13 protein-coding genes are annotated in these 16,477 nt (G+C 67.5%); 7 read left to right on the forward strand and 6 right to left on the reverse strand.

The features are described from left to right. Nucleotides 1-3 precede the first annotated feature (3 nt). Nucleotides 4-699, forward strand: a complete 696-nt coding sequence (locus E1832_RS18935) for an ABC transporter ATP-binding protein (protein ID WP_133361345.1) — start codon at nucleotides 4-6, stop codon at nucleotides 697-699. Next, entirely contained in the window at nucleotides 696-3,224 is a 2,529-nt protein-coding gene (locus E1832_RS18940; protein ID WP_133361346.1) for an ABC transporter permease, read from the forward strand. Before E1832_RS18935 ends, E1832_RS18940 begins: the two co-directional genes overlap by 4 nt. A gap of 4 nt (nucleotides 3,225-3,228) precedes the next feature. Here E1832_RS18940 and E1832_RS18945 read toward each other — a convergent pair whose 3' ends face one another. Beyond that, nucleotides 3,229-3,675: an RrF2 family transcriptional regulator gene (locus E1832_RS18945; RefSeq protein WP_133361347.1), complete on the reverse strand. Its 447-nt coding sequence runs from the start codon at nucleotides 3,673-3,675 to the stop codon at nucleotides 3,229-3,231. 105 nt (nucleotides 3,676-3,780) lie between these two features. Between E1832_RS18945 and E1832_RS18950 the strand changes: the two genes are divergently transcribed. Further along, nucleotides 3,781-4,350 (forward strand): gamma-glutamylcyclotransferase family protein, encoded by a 570-nt coding sequence (locus E1832_RS18950; RefSeq protein ID WP_133361348.1) that lies wholly within the window; start codon nucleotides 3,781-3,783, stop codon nucleotides 4,348-4,350. Between the two features lie 85 nt (nucleotides 4,351-4,435). Here the strand turns inward: E1832_RS18950 and gltX are convergent, their stop codons facing one another. After that, nucleotides 4,436-5,761: a glutamate--tRNA ligase gene (gltX, locus tag E1832_RS18955; RefSeq protein ID WP_133361349.1), complete on the reverse strand. Its 1,326-nt coding sequence runs from the start codon at nucleotides 5,759-5,761 to the stop codon at nucleotides 4,436-4,438. A 94-nt stretch (nucleotides 5,762-5,855) separates the two neighbouring features. Here gltX and E1832_RS18960 point away from each other — a divergent pair, with 94 nt between their 5' ends. Both E1832_RS18960 and E1832_RS18965 read left to right on the forward strand, forming a co-directional pair. Then, the gene (locus tag E1832_RS18960) at nucleotides 5,856-6,311 is read left to right on the forward strand and encodes a DUF2267 domain-containing protein (protein ID WP_133361350.1); all 456 of its coding nucleotides are present in this window, start codon (nucleotides 5,856-5,858) and stop codon (nucleotides 6,309-6,311) included. A gap of 111 nt (nucleotides 6,312-6,422) precedes the next feature. After that, nucleotides 6,423-7,355, forward strand: coding sequence for an MBL fold metallo-hydrolase (locus E1832_RS18965; RefSeq protein ID WP_133361351.1), 933 nt, complete (start codon nucleotides 6,423-6,425; stop codon nucleotides 7,353-7,355). 208 nt (nucleotides 7,356-7,563) lie between these two features. On the opposite strand, the gene E1832_RS18970 is transcribed toward E1832_RS18965, so the two are convergent. From E1832_RS18970 to E1832_RS18980, 3 genes are all read right to left on the reverse strand, one after another. Further along, a complete protein-coding gene (locus E1832_RS18970; RefSeq protein ID WP_133361352.1) occupies nucleotides 7,564-8,895 on the reverse strand; it encodes an NAD(P)/FAD-dependent oxidoreductase in 1,332 nt (443 codons plus the stop codon). Nucleotides 8,896-8,928: 33 nt separating this feature from the next. Continuing rightward, a complete protein-coding gene (locus E1832_RS18975; protein WP_165978931.1) occupies nucleotides 8,929-9,891 on the reverse strand; it encodes a DMT family transporter in 963 nt (320 codons plus the stop codon). Nucleotides 9,892-10,018: 127 nt separating this feature from the next. After that, on the reverse strand, nucleotides 10,019-11,677 hold the full coding sequence (locus tag E1832_RS18980; RefSeq protein ID WP_133361354.1) for an NAD+ synthase: 1,659 nt from the start codon (nucleotides 11,675-11,677) through the stop codon (nucleotides 10,019-10,021). 215 nt (nucleotides 11,678-11,892) lie between these two features. Between E1832_RS18980 and E1832_RS18985 the strand changes: the two genes are divergently transcribed. Together E1832_RS18985 and E1832_RS18990 are read left to right on the forward strand one after the other, a co-directional pair. Next, nucleotides 11,893-13,296 (forward strand): MORN repeat-containing protein, encoded by a 1,404-nt coding sequence (locus E1832_RS18985; RefSeq protein ID WP_133361355.1) that lies wholly within the window; start codon nucleotides 11,893-11,895, stop codon nucleotides 13,294-13,296. Between the two features lie 257 nt (nucleotides 13,297-13,553). Then, the gene (locus E1832_RS18990; RefSeq protein WP_245514050.1) at nucleotides 13,554-14,945 is read left to right on the forward strand and encodes a phenylacetate--CoA ligase family protein; all 1,392 of its coding nucleotides are present in this window, start codon (nucleotides 13,554-13,556) and stop codon (nucleotides 14,943-14,945) included. A 245-nt stretch (nucleotides 14,946-15,190) separates the two neighbouring features. Here E1832_RS18990 and E1832_RS18995 read toward each other — a convergent pair whose 3' ends face one another. Next, nucleotides 15,191-16,471 (reverse strand): NAD(P)/FAD-dependent oxidoreductase, encoded by a 1,281-nt coding sequence (locus E1832_RS18995; protein WP_133361356.1) that lies wholly within the window; start codon nucleotides 16,469-16,471, stop codon nucleotides 15,191-15,193. Nucleotides 16,472-16,477: the final 6 nt, after the last annotated feature.

Genomic DNA, 16,477 nt, shown 5'->3' on the forward strand with positions numbered 1-16,477 from the left:
CCCATGACCGACCCCGTACTCACGCTCAAAGATGCTGCTTTGTCGCTGAATGGCAATGCCGGGCGGGTCGATATCCTGCATGGCATCACGCTGGAGGTGCGCAGGGGCGAGACGCTGGGGCTGGTTGGCCCCTCGGGGTCGGGCAAATCCTCGCTGCTGATGCTGATGGGCGGGCTGGAGCGCGCCACCGGCGGCAGCGTCATGGCGCTGGGCCATGACCTGACCGCGATGGACGAGGATGCGCTGGCCCGGTTCCGGCGCGACCACATGGGGGTGGTGTTCCAGTCGTTTCACCTGATCCCGACCATGACCGCACTGGAGAACGTGGCCACCCCGCTGGAGCTGGCCGGTCACCGCGACGCCTTTGCCCGCGCCGAGGCCGAGCTCCAGGCGGTGGGGCTGGGGCCGCGCGCCGGGCACTATCCCTCGGAGCTGTCGGGCGGCGAACAGCAGCGCGTGGCGCTGGCCCGCGCCGCCGCGCCGCGGCCGCAGATCCTGCTGGCGGACGAGCCGACCGGCAATCTCGACGAGACCAACGGGCGGGCGATCATGGACATGCTGTTCGATCTGCGCGACCGCCACGGCGCGACGCTGGTGCTGGTCACCCACGCGCCGGATCTGGCCGCCCGCTGCGACCGGGTGATCGGTCTGCGCGACGGGCGCATTGCCACGGATGCCGCCCGGGACGCCGCGGAATGAGCCTGCGTCTGGCCGCCCGCTTTGCCCGGCGCGAGCTGCGCGGCGGCCTGCGCGGGTTCGGCATCTTTCTGGCCTGCCTGACGCTGGGGGTGGCGGCGATCGCCGCTGTCGGCTCGGTCCGTGCCGCAATCGAGGCCGGGCTGACGCGGGAGGGCGCGGCGCTGCTCGGCGGCGATGCCGAGTTGGATTTCACCTATCGTTTCGCCAGTGAGGCGGAACGCGCCTGGATGGAGCAGAGCGCGCTGCGGGTCTCGGAGATCGTCGATTTCCGCTCGATGGCGGTGGTGGAGCGCGGCGCTCAGACCGATCGCGCCCTGACCCAGGTGAAGGCGGTGGACGATGCCTATCCGCTGATCGGGGCCGTGGCGCTGTCGCCCGGAATACCGCTGGAGGCGGCGCTTGCGGGCCAGGACGGCCTGCCCGGCGCGGTGATGGAGCGGGTGCTGATCGACCGGCTGGGGCTGGCCCCCGGCGACCGCTTCAACCTCGGCACGCAGGCCTTCGTGCTGATGGCCGCGCTGGAGCGCGAGCCGGACAGCGCGGCGGCGGGGTTTTCGCTGGGGCCGCGCACCCTGGTCGCCACCCCGGCGCTGGCCGGGTCCGGCCTGCTGGCGCCCGGAACGATCTATACCAGCAAATACCGGCTGGACCTGCCCGAAGGGGCCGATCTGCCGGCGCTGGAGGCCGCCGCCAGGGCGCAGCTGGAAACTTCGGGCCTGCGTTGGCGTGATGCCCGCAACGGCGCCCCGGGCGTGGCGCGCTTCGTCGAGCGGCTGGGCGCCTTTCTGGTCCTGGTGGGTCTCTCGGGGCTGGCCGTTGGGGGCGTCGGCGTCTCGGCGGCGGTGCGCGCCTATCTGGCCGGCAAGACGCAGGTGATCGCCACCCTGCGCACGCTGGGGGCGGATCGCGCCACCATCTTTCAGACCTATTTCCTGCAGATCGGCGCGCTGGCGCTGCTTGGCATCGCGCTGGGGCTGGCGCTGGGCGGCGGGCTGCCGGTGCTGATGGGGCCGCTGATCGGGGCGCAATTGCCGGTGCCGGCGATCTTTACCCTCTATCCGCGGCCGCTGGGCGAGGCGGCGCTCTACGGGGTGCTCACCGCGCTGGTCTTTACCCTCTGGCCGCTGGCCCGCACCGAAGACGTCCGCGCTGCCACCCTGTTCCGCGAGGCGCTCTCGGGGGCGCGGCTGCTGCCGGCGCCGCGCTATCTGGCGGTGATCGCCGCCGCGCTGGCGCTGCTGATCGGGCTTGCCGCCTGGTTCAGCGGTACGCTGCGTCTGACGCTGTGGACCGCGGGCGGGATCGCCGGGGCGCTGGCGCTGCTGGCGCTGGCGGCGCAGCTGATGCGGTATCTGGCCCGGCGGGCCGGACCGGCGGCGCGCGGCCGCCCGGCGCTGCGCTGGGCGCTGGCGGCCATCGGCGCGCGGCAGGAGGGTGCGGCCTCGGTTGTGCTGTCGCTGGGTCTCGGGCTCTCGGTGCTCTCCGCCGTGGGGCAGATCGACGGCAACCTGCGCAACGCCATCTCGGGCAATCTGCCCGATGTGGCGCCGTCCTATTTCTTTGTCGACATCCAGAAGGATCAGATGCCCGGTTTCCTGGACCGGCTGGAGGGCGACCCGGCGGTCTCGCGGATCGAAAGCGCGCCGATGCTGCGCGGCGTGATCACCCGGATCAACGGGCAGCCCGCGCGCGAGGTGGCGGGCGAACACTGGGTGCTGCGCGGCGACCGCGGCGTGACCTATGCCCAAAGTCCCGGCGACCGGACCCGGATTACCGCCGGCACATGGTGGCCCGAGGCATATTCCGGCCCGCCGCAGATCAGCTTTGCCGCCGAGGAGGCCGCTGAGATGGGGCTGAAGCTGGGCGACACGATGACGGTCAACGTGCTGGGCCGCGACATCACCGCCACCATCACCAGCTTCCGCGAGGTGGATTTCTCGACCGCCGGGATGGGTTTCATCCTGACCCTGAACCCCGCCGCCCTCGCCGCGGCGCCGCATACCTTCATCGCCACCGTCTACGCCGCACCGCAGGCCGAGGCGGCGATCCTGCGCGATCTGGCGGAGCTGTTTCCAAATATCACCGCGATCCGCGTGCGCGACGCCATCGACCGGGTGTCCGAGGTTCTGGCGGGGATCGCCGCCGCCACCTCCTGGGGCGCGGGGATCTCGCTTGTGACCGGGTTCCTGGTGCTGATCGGTGCGGCGGCGGCCGGGGTCGGCGCGCGCACCTATGAGGCCGCGGTGCTGAAGACGCTGGGCGCCGCGCGGCGGCGCATCCTGCTGAGCTTTGCCCTGCGCAGCGCGCTGATGGGCGCGGCGGCCGGATCGGTCGCGCTCGGGGCCGGCATCGCCGGGGCCTGGGCGGTCAGCCGCGGCGTTCTGGACACCGATTTCGTGGTGATCTGGCCCGCGGCCATCGCCATCGTTCTGGGCGGCGTTCTGGCCACGCTTCTCGCCGGTCTGCTGTTTGCCTGGCGCCCGCTGGCGGCGCGCCCCGCGCAGGTGCTGCGCGGCCGGGAGTAAGCGCTCAGCGCCCGCAGGTGACCGGCTGCAACAGTTTCTCGAGATCGAGATTGTCGCAGATCAGCGCGTCGAGCGTGACCTCGTCCAGCGAGGCGTAAAAGGCCTGCGCCGCGTCCGACAGCGCCACCCGCAGCCGGCAGGCCGAGACCAGCGGGCAGGTGTTGTCGGCATCCGCGAAACATTCAGCAAGCGGCAGACCTCCCTCGATCAGGCGGAACACCTCACCGATCCGGATCTTCCGGGCTGGTATCGCCAGGCTCATGCCGCCATTGCGCCCACGCTGGGTGCGCAGATAGCTGAGTTGGCTGAGCTGGTTGATCACCTGCGCCAGATGGTTCTCGGACACGTTGCAGGTTTCGGCAATCTCGGCTTTCGTGACCAGCCTGTCCTTGTGCGTGGCACAATACATCAGCAGGCGAATGGCGATATTGGTCCGTTTCGTGATTCGCACGTGCTTTCCCCTCTCATGCTCCCTGGCTCGCTTATTGCACTTCTGCGAAAAAAGCGGTTTGACATATATCAATTGTCAAATCACAGCAACCCGGACCGCACCCAGATGGCAGACCCCTATTTCTTTGGCTACGGCAGCCTGGTGAACGCCGCCACCCATGATTTCTCGGACCCGCGCCCGGCGCGGCTGTCGGGCTGGCGGCGGGCCTGGCGGCATACCGATCTGCGCGAGGTCGCCTTTCTGACCGCGATCCCCGATCCGGCGAGCGAGATCGACGGCATGATCGCCCATGTGCCCGGCGGCGACTGGGACAAGCTGGACCAGCGCGAATGGGCCTATGACCGGGTGCCCGCGACGGCGGATGTCACCCATTTCCTGCGCCACGAGATCGAGATCGCGGTCTATGCCGTGCCCGAGCATCGCCATCACAGCCCGACCCGCGCCTATCCGATCCTGATGAGTTATCTTGACGTGGTGGTGCAGGGGTATCTGCGCGAATTCGGCACCGAGGGCGCCGAGCGTTTCTTTGCCACCACCGACGGTTGGGACGCGCCGATCCTCGACGACCGCGCCGCGCCGCGGTATCCGCGTCACCAGCCCCTGAAACCCGGGGAAACCGCCTTTGTCGACAACCGGCTCAGGGCGATCGGCGCGCGGGTGATCGAGGGGGACTGACCCGCCCCCGCCCGCTTCCTTTCACTGCAAATATCCGCGCCGGAGGCTGCCGCCGGCGTCGCCATCGCCCGAAACCCGGGCGCGGTTATCCCCGCGCCCGCACCTGTTGCAGCAGCGGCATCAGCGCCGCCATTTCCGGCCCGCGCTCCATGCCCGTCAGCGCCTTGCGCAGCGGCATGAAAAGGCCCTTGCCCTTGCGCCCGGTCGCCTCTTTGACGGCGGCGGTCCATGCGCCCCAGGTCGTGCTGTCGAACGGCCCCTCGGGCAGCAGCGTCATCGCCTCGGCGATGAATTCCTTGTCTTCCTCCGCGATCAGCGGTTCGGCGCCGTCGCGGCACAGGGTCCACCAGCCGCCCAGATCGTCCAGCGTGGTGATATTCTCCCGCGCCATCAGCCAGAACGGCTCGGCCAGATCCGCCGGTACGCCCAGCGCATCAATCCGCTCCTTCACCGCCGAGAGCGGCAGCGATTGCAGATACCGCGCGGTCAGCGGAAAGAGGTCGTTCACGTCGAACTTGGTTGGCGCCGCGCCGAAGCGGGAAATGTCGAAGCCCTCGATCAGCTCGTCGATCCCGGCGCGCAGTTCCACCGGATCGGAGGACCCCAGCCGCGCCATCAGCGACAGCAGCGCCATCGGCTGCACCCCCTGTGCACGCAGGTCGCGCAGCGACAGCGTGCCGAGCCGTTTCGACAGCGCCTCGCCCTGCGGGCCGGTCAGCAGCGAATGGTGCGCAAAGCGCGGCGCGGTGCCGCCCAGCGCCTCGATGATCTGGATCTGGGTGGCGGTGTTGGTCACGTGGTCGGCGCCGCGCACGACGTCGGTCACCCCCATCTCGGTATCGTCCACAACGGAGGCCAGAGTGTACAGAACCTGGCCGTCGCCGCGGATCAGCACCGGGTCGCTGACGCTGGCGGCGTCGATCGAGATATTGCCCAGGATGCCGTCGGCCCATTCGATCCGCTGCTGGTCCAGCTTGAATCGCCACACGCCGCTGCCGCGCTCGGCGCGCAGTGCGTCCTTCTCCGCCTCGGAAAGCGTGAGGGCGGCGCGGTCATAGACCGGCGGCTTGCCCATGTTGAGCTGTTTCTTGCGCTTGAGATCCAGCTCGGTCGGCGTCTCGAACGCCTCGTAGAAGCGGCCCATCTCGCGCAGGCGATCAGCGGCCTCGGCATAGCGGTCAAGCCGTTTGGACTGGTATTCGATCCGGTCCCAGGTGATCCCCAGCCATTCCAGATCCTCCTGGATTCCGTCGATGTACTCCTGTTTCGAGCGTTCCTGATCGGTGTCGTCGATGCGCAGGATGAAGGTGCCGCCGGCCTTGCGGGCGATCAGGTAGTTCATCAGCGCCGTGCGCAGGTTTCCGACATGGATGTAACCGGTGGGCGAGGGGGCGAAACGGGTGGTGGTCATGGGGGCACTCCTGTTGCCGCGCCGTTTGTCACACAGCCCGGGAATTGTCCAGTTGCCAGCACCATGGCAAGCTCGGCCTAAACGGAGACCGCCCATGCCGATGCCGCACAGCTATCGCCACGCCACCCGCGAGTGGCGCGCCTTTCTAACGGATGCGCGCGAGCGGATGGAGCTGATGTCCGACAACAACACCTATACCGCCATTCAGGGCGTCTTTCTGGTGTTCCGCCGCCGGGTGAGTGTGCAGCAGGGGCTGATCTTTGCCTCGATGCTGCCCTGCGTGCCGCGGGCGATCTTCGTGGCCGACTGGGACATTTCCGAGCCGATCCGCGCCTTTGGCACCCGCGAAGAGATGACGCGGGAGGCGCAGGCGCTGCGCCCGCATCACAACCTGACACCGCAAAACGCCATCGAGGCCACCGCCTGGGCGGTGCGACGGGCGGTGCTGCCGGCCGATTTCGAGCGCGCGCTGGGGCAATGCCCGCCGCAGGCGGCGGATTTCTGGTCGGTCGATGCCGCCCCCGCGGAGCTGGGTCCGCGCATCGTCTGAGCCCGGGCGCGCGGCGGCCGCAAGACCTCATCCGAACCTGCGCGAAAAGCACTGTTCGCAAACCGCCGCTGCACTAGGTTTCCGGTCAGTCGTTCAACGAGGAGCATAATCATGACGATTTCCCTGACCCGCCGCGCCGCCCTGACCGGGGCCGCAGCCCTGCCCCTGGCCGCCGCCACCGCAATCCCGGCCGCGGCCGCCTCCCACGGCGGCAAGCCCGCGCTGCCCCACGCCCACGCCTTTTCGCTGGGCGAGATGTCGGTGACCACCCTGCTGGACGGCAGCCTGCCGCGCGAGGGCGCTCAGGCGATCTTTGGCGGCGGCGCCAGTGACGCGGAGTTCGCCCGCGTCTCGGCGGAGAACTTCATCCCCGCCGACACCGCGCAGTTCTATTTCACCCCGACCCTGGTGAACAGCGGCGGGCAGAGGATCCTGTTCGACACCGGGCTGGGACAGGGCGGGATCGCGCGGGCGCTGGCCGAGGCCGGGGTTTCCCCCGATCAGATCGACCTGGTGGTTCTGACCCATATGCACCCCGACCACATCGGCGGCCTGATGACGGATGGCGCGCCGACCTTTCCCAACGCGCGCTATGTCACCGGCCGGGTGGAATACGATTTCTGGTCCAAGATGGAGCCGGGCAACCGGGTCGGCGATCTGGTGGCCGCCAACGTGACGCCGCTGGCAGAGAAGCTGACGTTCGTCGAGGACGGGGCCGAGGTGGCGCCGGGCATCACCGCGCTGGCCAGCTTCGGCCATACGCCGGGGCACATGTCGTATCATCTGGACAGCGCCGGCGAGCGGCTGGTGCTGGCCGGCGATCTGGCCAACCACTATGTCTGGTCCTTCGCCCATCCCGAATGGGAGGTGCGCTTCGATATGGACAAAGCGGCGGCCACCGCGGCGCGCCGGCAGGTGCTGGGGATGCTGGCGGCTGACCGGGTGCCGATGATCGGCTATCACATGCCCTTCCCCGCCGCCGGGTTCGTGGAGACGCGGGGCGATGGGTTCCGCTTCGTGCCGGTGAGCTATCAGATGATGTGAGGCGGAGCCTGCCCGGCTCAGGCGTTTTCCGAACACCCCCGCGCCGATCCTTTGAGCAACGCCCCCTGCGCGGACCAAGGCCGCAGGCCGCAGGGCAAGCGCCGGACCGTCCCCACGGTCCGGCGCTTGCGCGGGGTGTTCTGATGGTCAGATGTGGCAAAATCGGCGGGTTTGAAACGCCGGGCGGGACCTTTTTTCAGCGCCGCTCTCAGAAGCCCTTGTCGAGATGGATCTTGCTGCCGTCGCTGAACCGCGACAGCCGGAACTCCTTCGGGTCCACCACCGGCGCCGCCCCCGTCACGATGTCGGCCATCAGCCGCCCCGCCCCCGGCCCGATGCCGAAACCGTGGCCGGAGAAGCCGGTGGCGACATGCAGCCCGGGCAGGTCGTCGACGCCGGAGATCACCGGAATCGCATCCGGCGTCACATCGATCATCCCGCCCCAGCTTTGCAGCATCTCGGCCCCTTGCAGGATCGGAAAGGCCCGCTGCGCATCCGCCCAGCATTGCCGCAGCGCCCGCGCCGAGGGCGCCGGATCGAGGATGCGGCAGGTCTCGAACGGGGTGACATCGCCGGGGCCCCAGCGACGCGGCTGGCGCGCCTCCTCGCCCCAGCGGGATGAGAGGCGGAATTTCAGGCTCGACCATTCGTGGACCAGCGCGGGCAGGAAGGCCCGCGCGAGGCGGAAGGAATCGGGGACCAGATCGACGGTGTTCTCGGTGCCGGACGCGACGGTATAGCCGCCATCGGCCCGCTTGCGCAGCGCGAAGCGGTCGGCCCAGACCGAGGCCTCCGGCCCGCCCTCGACCGGCGAGGTGCGCATCACCGTGTTCAGCACCTTGAGCTGCGGCAGCGAAATGCCCGCGTTGCCGGCGAAGAGCCGCGACCAGGCGCCGCCCGCCAGCACCACCGCATCGCAGGCCACCCGGCCCAGTTCGGTCACCACGCCCGCCACACGACCCGCCGCCACGTCCAGCGTGCGCACCGCGCAGCCGGTCATCACCGTGGCGCCGGCATCGCGGGCGGCGGCGGCGACGGCGGGGGCGGCCCACTGCGGCTCCGCCCGTCCGTCCAAAGGCGTGTGGAGCGCGCCCTTCAGGTCCATCCGATGGCCCGGCAGCAGCGCGCCGAGGTCGGCACCGGAGATCATCCGCGCCTCGATCTGATAGGGGGTCAGGTTCTCGGCCCAGCGGGCGTGTTCGTCATAGGATTTCGCGCTGTCGGCGGTAAACAGGATGCCGGCGCGGCGATAACCGGTGGCGCGCCCGGTGCGCGCGTCCAGCCCCTCCCAGATCTTCAGCGCCTCGATCATCAGCGGGATCTCGCGCGGATCTCGCATCGACAGGCGCACCCAGCCCCAGTTGCGGCTGGACTGCTCGCCGCCAATCACGCCCTTTTCGCACAGCAGGACGGAGAGGCCGCGCTCGGCCAGCTCCAGCGCGGTGGAGGCGCCGACGATGCCGCCGCCGATCACCACCACATCGGCGCGATCGGGAAGCTGGCTGTCGGAGACGACGGGGGTGAGCTGAGGGCCGGGCATGGCGCGACTATACTCAGGCCGGTGCCGCCCGCATCACATTTTTGCCGGTCCCTGCGGCACCGGCGCCGGTGCCGCGACGGCAGCGCCTTTCGGTCGCTTGGGCTGGACCAGCGCCAGACCCAGGACCAGCACCCCCAGCGCCGCCCAGACCCAGATCGAATGGCGTTCGCCGAACAGCGCCACGCCCAGCAGCACCCCGGTGCCGGTGACCACATAGCCCACCTGCGCCGCGAACACCGGCCCGGCATGGCCGATCAGCCAGATATAGCCCGCATAGGCCACCATGTTCAGCACGGTGATGGCGAGCACCGCCTGCTCCGGCGGGCCGAACCGGGCGATGTCGACCCAGCTGTCCGTCACCAGCATCACCGGGGTCAGCAGCACCAGCGCGCCCCAGCTCAGCCCGCACAGCGTGGTGAAGGGGCCCAGATCGCGCATCTGCGATCTGGCGATGACGATATTCTCGCCGGAATAGGAGAACGCCACCGCCAGCGGCGCGAGGATCCAGATCGCCTGAGCAGGGTCGGGCAGGCTGCTGCCCGGCAGCACGATCAGCGCCACCCCCATCGCCCCCAGCAGAAGGCCCAGAATGCGGCGGCCCGACGGGCTCTCCAGCCCCAGCGGCCAGGCGACCAGCAGGGTGACCATCGGGATCAGCGACAGCAGCATCACGGTGATGCCGATCGGCAAATGCGCATAGGCGGTATAGGACAGGCCGCTGGGCAGCGCGGTGCCGAGCAGGCCGCAGATCAGGTAGAAGCGGACATGCCGCGCGCCGAGCGGCAGCCGCCGCCCGCGCAGGGTCTGGATCAGGGTGGCGGCCAGCGCCGCCAGCAGGGTGTTCCAGAAGGCGATGCCGATCGCGCTGTGCCCGGTGGAGACCGCCAGTTTCGACAGCGGCCCGGTCGCCCCCCAGCTCAACCCGACGCCAAGCACGACAAGCCAGAGCCGCAGCACGGTGGGCGGCGCGATCTGCAATGCGGGGGGATGCGCCACGCACGAACACTCCTCTGCCGTCGATGGGCGCCCCTTGACCGGTGCCGCTCGACCCGTCACGGCGGTCGCCTCTGGATGCCCCTCCGGCGGCCGCCCTGTCAAGCGCGGCGGCCGGTTCCGTGGTGGCTCAGGACGGATCGCGCCAGCGGTTGACGATGGGATAGCGGCGGTCGAGCCAGAATGCCCGCCTGGTCAGCCGCGCGCCCGGCGCCGACTGGAAGCGTTTGTATTCGCTGATATAAAGCAGATGCTCGACCTTCTTCGCCGTGGCCCGGTCGAACCCGGCAGCGACGCAATCGGCGATGGAGCCGTCACGGTCGACAAGGATATCGAGGATCGCGTCCAGCTCGTCATACTCGGGCAGGCTATTGCTGTCCTTCTGGTCCGGGCGCAGCTCGGCGCTGGGCGGTTTGGTGATGATCCGCTGCGGGATCACCTCGCCCGCCGGGCCCTTCATCCAGTCGCGGTGGTTCTCGTTGCGCCAGCGGCAGGTCTCGAACACCCGGGTCTTGTACAGATCCTTGATCGGATTGTACCCCCCGGCCATGTCGCCGTAGATGGTGGCATAGCCGACCGCGACCTCGGATTTGTTGCCGGTGGTCAGCAGCATCTCGCCGAACTTGTTGGACATCGCCATCAGCAGCAGGCCGCGCAGGCGCGACTGGATGTTTTCCTCGGTGGTATCCGCCGCGCGCCCTTCGAACAGCGGCGCCAGCGTGTTGGTGATCGCCGCCCGCCCCTCGGAGATCGGGACATAGTCGTAATGGCAGCCCAGCGCCTTGGCCACCGCCTCGGCATCCTCAAGGCTCTCGCGGCTGGTGTATTCCGAGGGCAGCATGACGCAGCGGACGTTTTCCGGTCCCAGCGCATCGGCGGCAATGGCGGCGACGATGGCCGAGTCGATGCCGCCCGACAGGCCCAGCAGCACCTTTTTGAAACCGCTCTTGGCCAGGTAATCGCGCAGGGCGATCACCATCACCTGATAGTCCTGCTCCCATTCGGAGGCATGGACATGCTCCTCGCCGGGCAGGATGCGCCAGCCCTCGGGGGTGCGTTCAAGGTCCACATGGGCGATCGCCTCGTCGAACTGCGGCATCTGAAAGGCCAGTTGCCCCCCCGGATTGAGGCCGAAGCTGGCGCCGTCGAAGACCTGATCGTCCTGCCCGCCCACCATGTTGAGATAGATAACAGGCAGGCCGGTATCGACCACCCGCGCGACCATGTGGTTGAGCCGCGTGTCGTGCTTGCCGCGGTAATAGGGCGAGCCGTTGGGCACGATCAGGAACTCGGCCCCGGTCTCGGCCAGGGTCTCGGCGACCTCCTCGTGCCAGGCATCCTCGCAGATCGGGCTGCCGATGCGGGTATTGCCCACCGAATAGGGTCCGCCCAACGGTCCGGCGTCAAAGATCCGCACCTCGTCAAAGACCAGTTCGTTGGGCAGGTTGTGCTTGAGAACGGTGTTGGCGATCCGGCCGTCCCTGAGGATGAAATAGGCGTTGAACAGCTGTGCCCCCTCGATCCAGGGTCCGCCAATGGCCAGCGCCGGGCCGTCGGCGCAGTCCGCCGCCAGCTGGCGCACCGCCTCGACCGCGGCGGTCTGAAAGGCGGGCTTCAACAGCAGATCCTGCGGATTGTAGCCGACGATGAACATCTCGGGCAGCGCCACCAGATCGGCGCCGGCCGCGCGGCCCTGCTCCCAGGCCGCGCGCGCCTTGGCCGCATTGCCCTCCAGGTCGCCCATGACGGGGTTCAGCTGCGCCAGCGTCACGCGGAAACGGTCGGTCATCCTGCCCTCGGTGCAAATCCTCTTTCCAGCCATTTATCAGATCGGGTGCCGAGGGAAAGCCATCAGGCGCAAAAGACGTTGCTTGAACCCGCCCCCTCGCCTAGTTTCTAATGGCTTCGCGGGGGCGCCGCGGCACATGAGGCACATGAGGCGAGCGCATGAGGCACATGGGGCAAGGCACATGGGGCAGGCACATGGGGCAGGCAGGACATCCGATGAGACATCTTGGAACCGTATTGGCGATCGCAACCGCTCTGGCGCTGGTCGGACCGGCCCCGGTACAGGCGCAGGACGGTCAGGTTCTGACCACCGAGGACGACATCGGCGGCGTCTACGAGGGCACCTTTCGCGGCGGGCTTCAGCACGGCACCGGAACCTACCGGCTGCCCAACGGCTATGAGTATACCGGCGACTGGGTCGATGGCGAGATCAAGGGTCAGGGCGTGGCGCGGTTTCCCAATGGCTCGGTCTACGAGGGCGAGTTCGCCAAGGGCAAGCCGAACGGGCTGGGCAAGATCACCTTTTCCGACGGCGGCACCTATGAGGGCGACTGGGTCGACGGGGTGATCGACGGCCAGGGCGTGGCGACCTATGCCAACGGCGTGCGCTACGAGGGCGGATTTCAGAACGCCCAGCACCACGGCTTTGGCGTGATGACCAGCCCGGGCGGATATGAGTATCGCGGCGACTGGGTGAACGGCGAGAAACAGGGCAAGGGCGTGATCACCTATCCCGACGGCGCCGTCTACGACGGCGAGATCGTCGACGGCCAGCGCCACGGCGAGGGTACGCTGACGATGCCCGACGGGCTGACCTATGTCGGCACCTGGGCCGATGGGCAGATCAGCGGCACCGGCACGCTGACCCAGCCCAACGGCGACGTCTACGAGGGCACGCTGGTGGCCGGGCGGCGCGAGGGCAGCGGCAAGGTGACCTATGCCAATGGCGATGTCTATCAGGGCGAGTTTGCCGATGACCGCCGCCATGGCCAGGGCAGTTTCACCGGCGCCGACGGCTATGTCTACACCGGCTCCTGGGTGGCCGGACAGATCGAGGGCGAGGGCCGCGTCACCTATCCCGACGGCTCGGTCTATGAGGGGCAGTTCCGCGCCGATCTGGCCGACGGCACCGGCAAGATCACCTATCCCGACGGATCCACCTACGAGGGCGACTGGAAGGCCGGCGTGATCGACGGCGAGGGCACCGCCACCTATGCCAACGGCATCGTCTACAAGGGCGGGTTCAGGAACGCCAGGAACCATGGGTTCGGCGTGATGACCTATGCCGACGGCTACCGCTACGAGGGCGAATGGCGGGACGGCCAGCGCCATGGGCAGGGCACCGCCACCTATGCCGACGGCTCGGTTTATACCGGGCAATTCGTCGATGGCCAGCGCCACGGCGAGGGCGAAATCGTGATGGCCGACGGCTTCCGCTACAAGGGCGCCTGGTCCGGCGGCGAGATCAGCGGCCAGGGCGTGGCCACCTATGCCAACGGCGATGTCTACGAGGGCACCTTCAAGAACGGCAAGCGGCAGGGTCAGGGCACCATGCGCTATGCCACCGGGCAGGAGGCCAGCGGCACCTGGGACAATGGCGCGCTGAAGGACGGCGGGTGAGGCCCGGCGCGCACCCCGAGGCACAAGCAGGGACGCTGGGGGGCTTCCAATGCGGCTTTCTGAACCAACGCCCGCAATGCGGACGAAGAGGTCGCACGGCGTCACTGCCCAAATGTCTGGTTTCGCGGTATGATGCGTGACTATGAACCAGCGTGCCTGCGCGGTTTGACAAAGGCCAGTTTGCGTTGATCTCCATCGCATAGCCTCCAATCAACGGGTATTGCCACGACGGACAGCGAAGAGCATCGGCAGCAGATATGCGTTTCAGCCTTCTTAGAGCAATGGGATACTTCGCCGGCGGGCTTTGGACAGGCTGGGACGGACGGAAGCGTATTGAAGCGAGGCAACTTCGCAAACTAAGGCGCCTTGTGGAAAAGGCGCGGCGCGACTCTCCCTTGTTCCGCAGGCTCTACGCAGATCTGCGACCATCAAGCGAGATCGAGCTCCGCGACTTGCCGGTGACGCGCAAACCCGATCTCATGAGGGAATTCGATGAATGGCTGACGATCCGTTCTCTTCCCCTCGAAAGGGTCCGCGAGCATCTCCGGGACATCGGGAATGCGGGTGTGCCGATCGACGATGTCGCCGTATTCCAGACCTCCGGGACATCCGGCGAGCCCGCGGTCATCGTCTTGCCCTCATCGTTCGTCGAATATGCCTATGGAATTATGATGGCACGCTTCGAATGGTACCATTGGAAGCTCATCCGAGACGTCCGCAAGCTCGGCGTGCGGGTGACGATCACCGGCGGGAACGGTCACTTCGCCGGTAACGGGTTCAACAAGCTGGTGCAACGGCTCAACCCGGCCTTGGCAAGGGGACTGGGGTTGACCTTCATCGAGGCCGAGCAGCCGATCGACCGGCTCGTCGACAGGCTCAATGCGATCCCGAACGTCGCCTGGATCGTGACCTACCCCAGCATGCTGACCATCCTTGTCCGGGAAAAGGAGGCCGGACGGCTGCGGATCGCGCCTGCGCTCTTCACGACGGGAGGCGAGACGCTCACGGATGATCTCCGCGAGCGGGTCGTGCGGGCCTTCCCCTCGCTGAAATACGGCATTGCCGATCCCTATGGGTGCACCGAGTGCCTGGCGCTGTCGTTTGAGTGCAGCCACGGGCGGAAGCACGTAAACGAAGACTGGGTCATCCTCGAAGCGGTCGACGAGGCGATGCAGCCCGTTCCAGATGGCACGTTGTCAGCGAACGCGCTCCTGACGGTGCTTGCCAACGAGGTTCAACCCTTCATCCGATATGTTCTCGGCGACTGTGTGCGATACTACGAAGACCCCTGCGCCTGTGGCTCGCCGTTTCGCAGTTTTGAGGTGGAGGGACGCCAGGCGACTCTCATTCGTGTGGGTGAGGTGACGCTGTCGCCGCTCGTCTTCGATCTGGAGCACGACCATGCCCAGCGTGTCCAGCTGGTCCAGACCAGCGAGAGAGATTTCGAAGTGCGCGCGCAAGTTGCCAACGAGGCTGCGGCAGGGCTTGTCTTTGAGGAGGTCATCGCGTCGGTGAAACGGGTGTTTCGCGATAACGGTTTGGAACACGTCGTGGTGCGAGAAAGCCAGGAGGCGCTGGAATTCACTTCGAGCGGAAAGTTTCACGAAGTTTTGCCCTTGCGAGATGCCGATACACGAAACATGGCATGACCCGACATTCGGTGGTTGGCTTCCGGGTGAGCAGGTGAGCGCCTCCCAACTCCGCCCACCAAGGATTTTCCGCCTTTCTTAACGCCGACATCCGCACGCCATGCGGCATCAGGAACTTTGGGCTCGAAGCTGACCATGACCAAAAGGGAGTGATTGCAAAGCGGACCAGCTCCCGGCACACGCGCAACGCGGCATGCCGGAATTCGCTTTTCCGCCGCCTTACACCGCCGCGAGCGGGCCGGGCCTCAGCCCTTGCCTTCCTTCAGCTTGGTGATCTTCATGAACCGCATGATGAACTTCTCGTAGAACGGCTCGCTCACGCCGCGGCGCACCTTGCGCATGAAATACCACTCAAAGGCCAGCTTGGCCCAGTGGACCCAGCGCCCCTTGGCGGCCCAGTTGACGTTGCGCGGCGGGTTCTGCGGCATTGCCAGGAAGGCGGCGCCGCCGTCGCCGAAATCGGCCAGGCACAGCGCGTTCCAGGTGGCCACCTCGCGCGGCTCCTCGCCCTTGAGGATCAGCGGAATGTTGTGCGCCGTGGCGGTGACCATGGATTCGATCATGAAGCCGGTCTTCGGCACGCCGGTGGGCACCGGGGTCGGCTCCTTCGGCGCGATGGCGATGCAGACGCCGATACCGAAGATATTGGGATAGGCCGGGTTGCGCTGATGCTCGTCGACGATGACGAAGCCGCGCGGATTGACCAGCCCCTCGATCCCCATCAGCGCCGGGATGCCGCGGAAGGCGGGCAGCAGCATCGAATAGGTGAAGGGGATCTCGTGTTGCTTCTTCGGGTTTCCGTCCTCGTCACATTCCGTGACATGCACCTTGTCGGCCTCGAACCTGTCGGTCTTGGCGTTGGTGATCCAGCGGATCGACCGCTCGCGCATGATGCTTTCCAGCATCCCCTTGGTGTCGCCCACCCCGCCGAGGCCGAGATGGCCGATGTAGGGTTCCGGGGTAACGAAGGTCATCGGCACCTTGTCGCGGATCTTGCGCCGGCGCAGGTCGGTGTCGATGGTCATGGCGTATTCATAGGCCGGCCCGAAACAGGACGCGCCCTGCACCGCGCCCACCACAATGGGGCCGGGATTGGCGCAGAACGCCTCCCACTTGTCGCCCGACGCCGCCGCATGTTCGATATGGCAGACCGAATGGGTGTGGTGGTCGGGGCCGAACCCCTCGATCTCGTCAAAGGCCAGATCGGGGCCGGTGGCGATGACCAGATAGTCGTAACTGACCGCGCGGCCGCTTTCGAGCTGGATGGTATTGGCCTTGGGGTCCAGCCTGACCGCCCCATCGCAGATGAACTCGATCCCCCGCCGCTCCATCACCGGGGCGAGGTCGATGGTGATATCGTCCTTCTTGCGCCAGCCGACCCCGGCCCAGGGGTTGGATGGCGTGAACTGGAAGTAGGGCTTGTTCGAGATCACCGTGACCTTGTCATCCCGGCCCAGAGTCTCCTTGAGTTCATAGGCCTGGATCGTGCCGCCCAAACCGGCACCCAGAACAACCACATGCGCCATATCTGT

Source organism: Antarcticimicrobium luteum, from assembly GCF_004358185.1.
GTDB classification, from domain to species: Bacteria; Pseudomonadota; Alphaproteobacteria; order Rhodobacterales; family Rhodobacteraceae; genus Antarcticimicrobium; species Antarcticimicrobium luteum.

Excerpts from the sequence above, each read along its gene's own strand:
- E1832_RS18935 (WP_133361345.1), top strand. The coding sequence starts at position 4 with ATGACCGACCCCGTACTCACGCTCAAAGATGCTGCTTTGTCGCTGAAT.
- E1832_RS18965 (WP_133361351.1), top strand. The coding sequence starts at position 6,423 with ATGACGATTTCCCTGACCCGCCGCGCCGCCCTGACCGGGGCCGCAGCC.
- E1832_RS18990 (WP_245514050.1), top strand. The coding sequence starts at position 13,554 with ATGCGTTTCAGCCTTCTTAGAGCAATGGGATACTTCGCCGGCGGGCTT.
- E1832_RS18970 (WP_133361352.1), bottom strand. The coding sequence starts at position 8,895 with ATGCCCGGCCCTCAGCTCACCCCCGTCGTCTCCGACAGCCAGCTTCCC.
- E1832_RS18980 (WP_133361354.1), bottom strand. The coding sequence starts at position 11,677 with ATGACCGACCGTTTCCGCGTGACGCTGGCGCAGCTGAACCCCGTCATG.
- E1832_RS18960 (WP_133361350.1), top strand. The coding sequence starts at position 5,856 with ATGCCGATGCCGCACAGCTATCGCCACGCCACCCGCGAGTGGCGCGCC.
- E1832_RS18940 (WP_133361346.1), top strand. The coding sequence starts at position 696 with ATGAGCCTGCGTCTGGCCGCCCGCTTTGCCCGGCGCGAGCTGCGCGGC.
- E1832_RS18950 (WP_133361348.1), top strand. The coding sequence starts at position 3,781 with ATGGCAGACCCCTATTTCTTTGGCTACGGCAGCCTGGTGAACGCCGCC.
- E1832_RS18995 (WP_133361356.1), bottom strand. The coding sequence starts at position 16,471 with ATGGCGCATGTGGTTGTTCTGGGTGCCGGTTTGGGCGGCACGATCCAG.
- E1832_RS18985 (WP_133361355.1), top strand. The coding sequence starts at position 11,893 with ATGAGACATCTTGGAACCGTATTGGCGATCGCAACCGCTCTGGCGCTG.
- gltX (WP_133361349.1), bottom strand. The coding sequence starts at position 5,761 with ATGACCACCACCCGTTTCGCCCCCTCGCCCACCGGTTACATCCATGTC.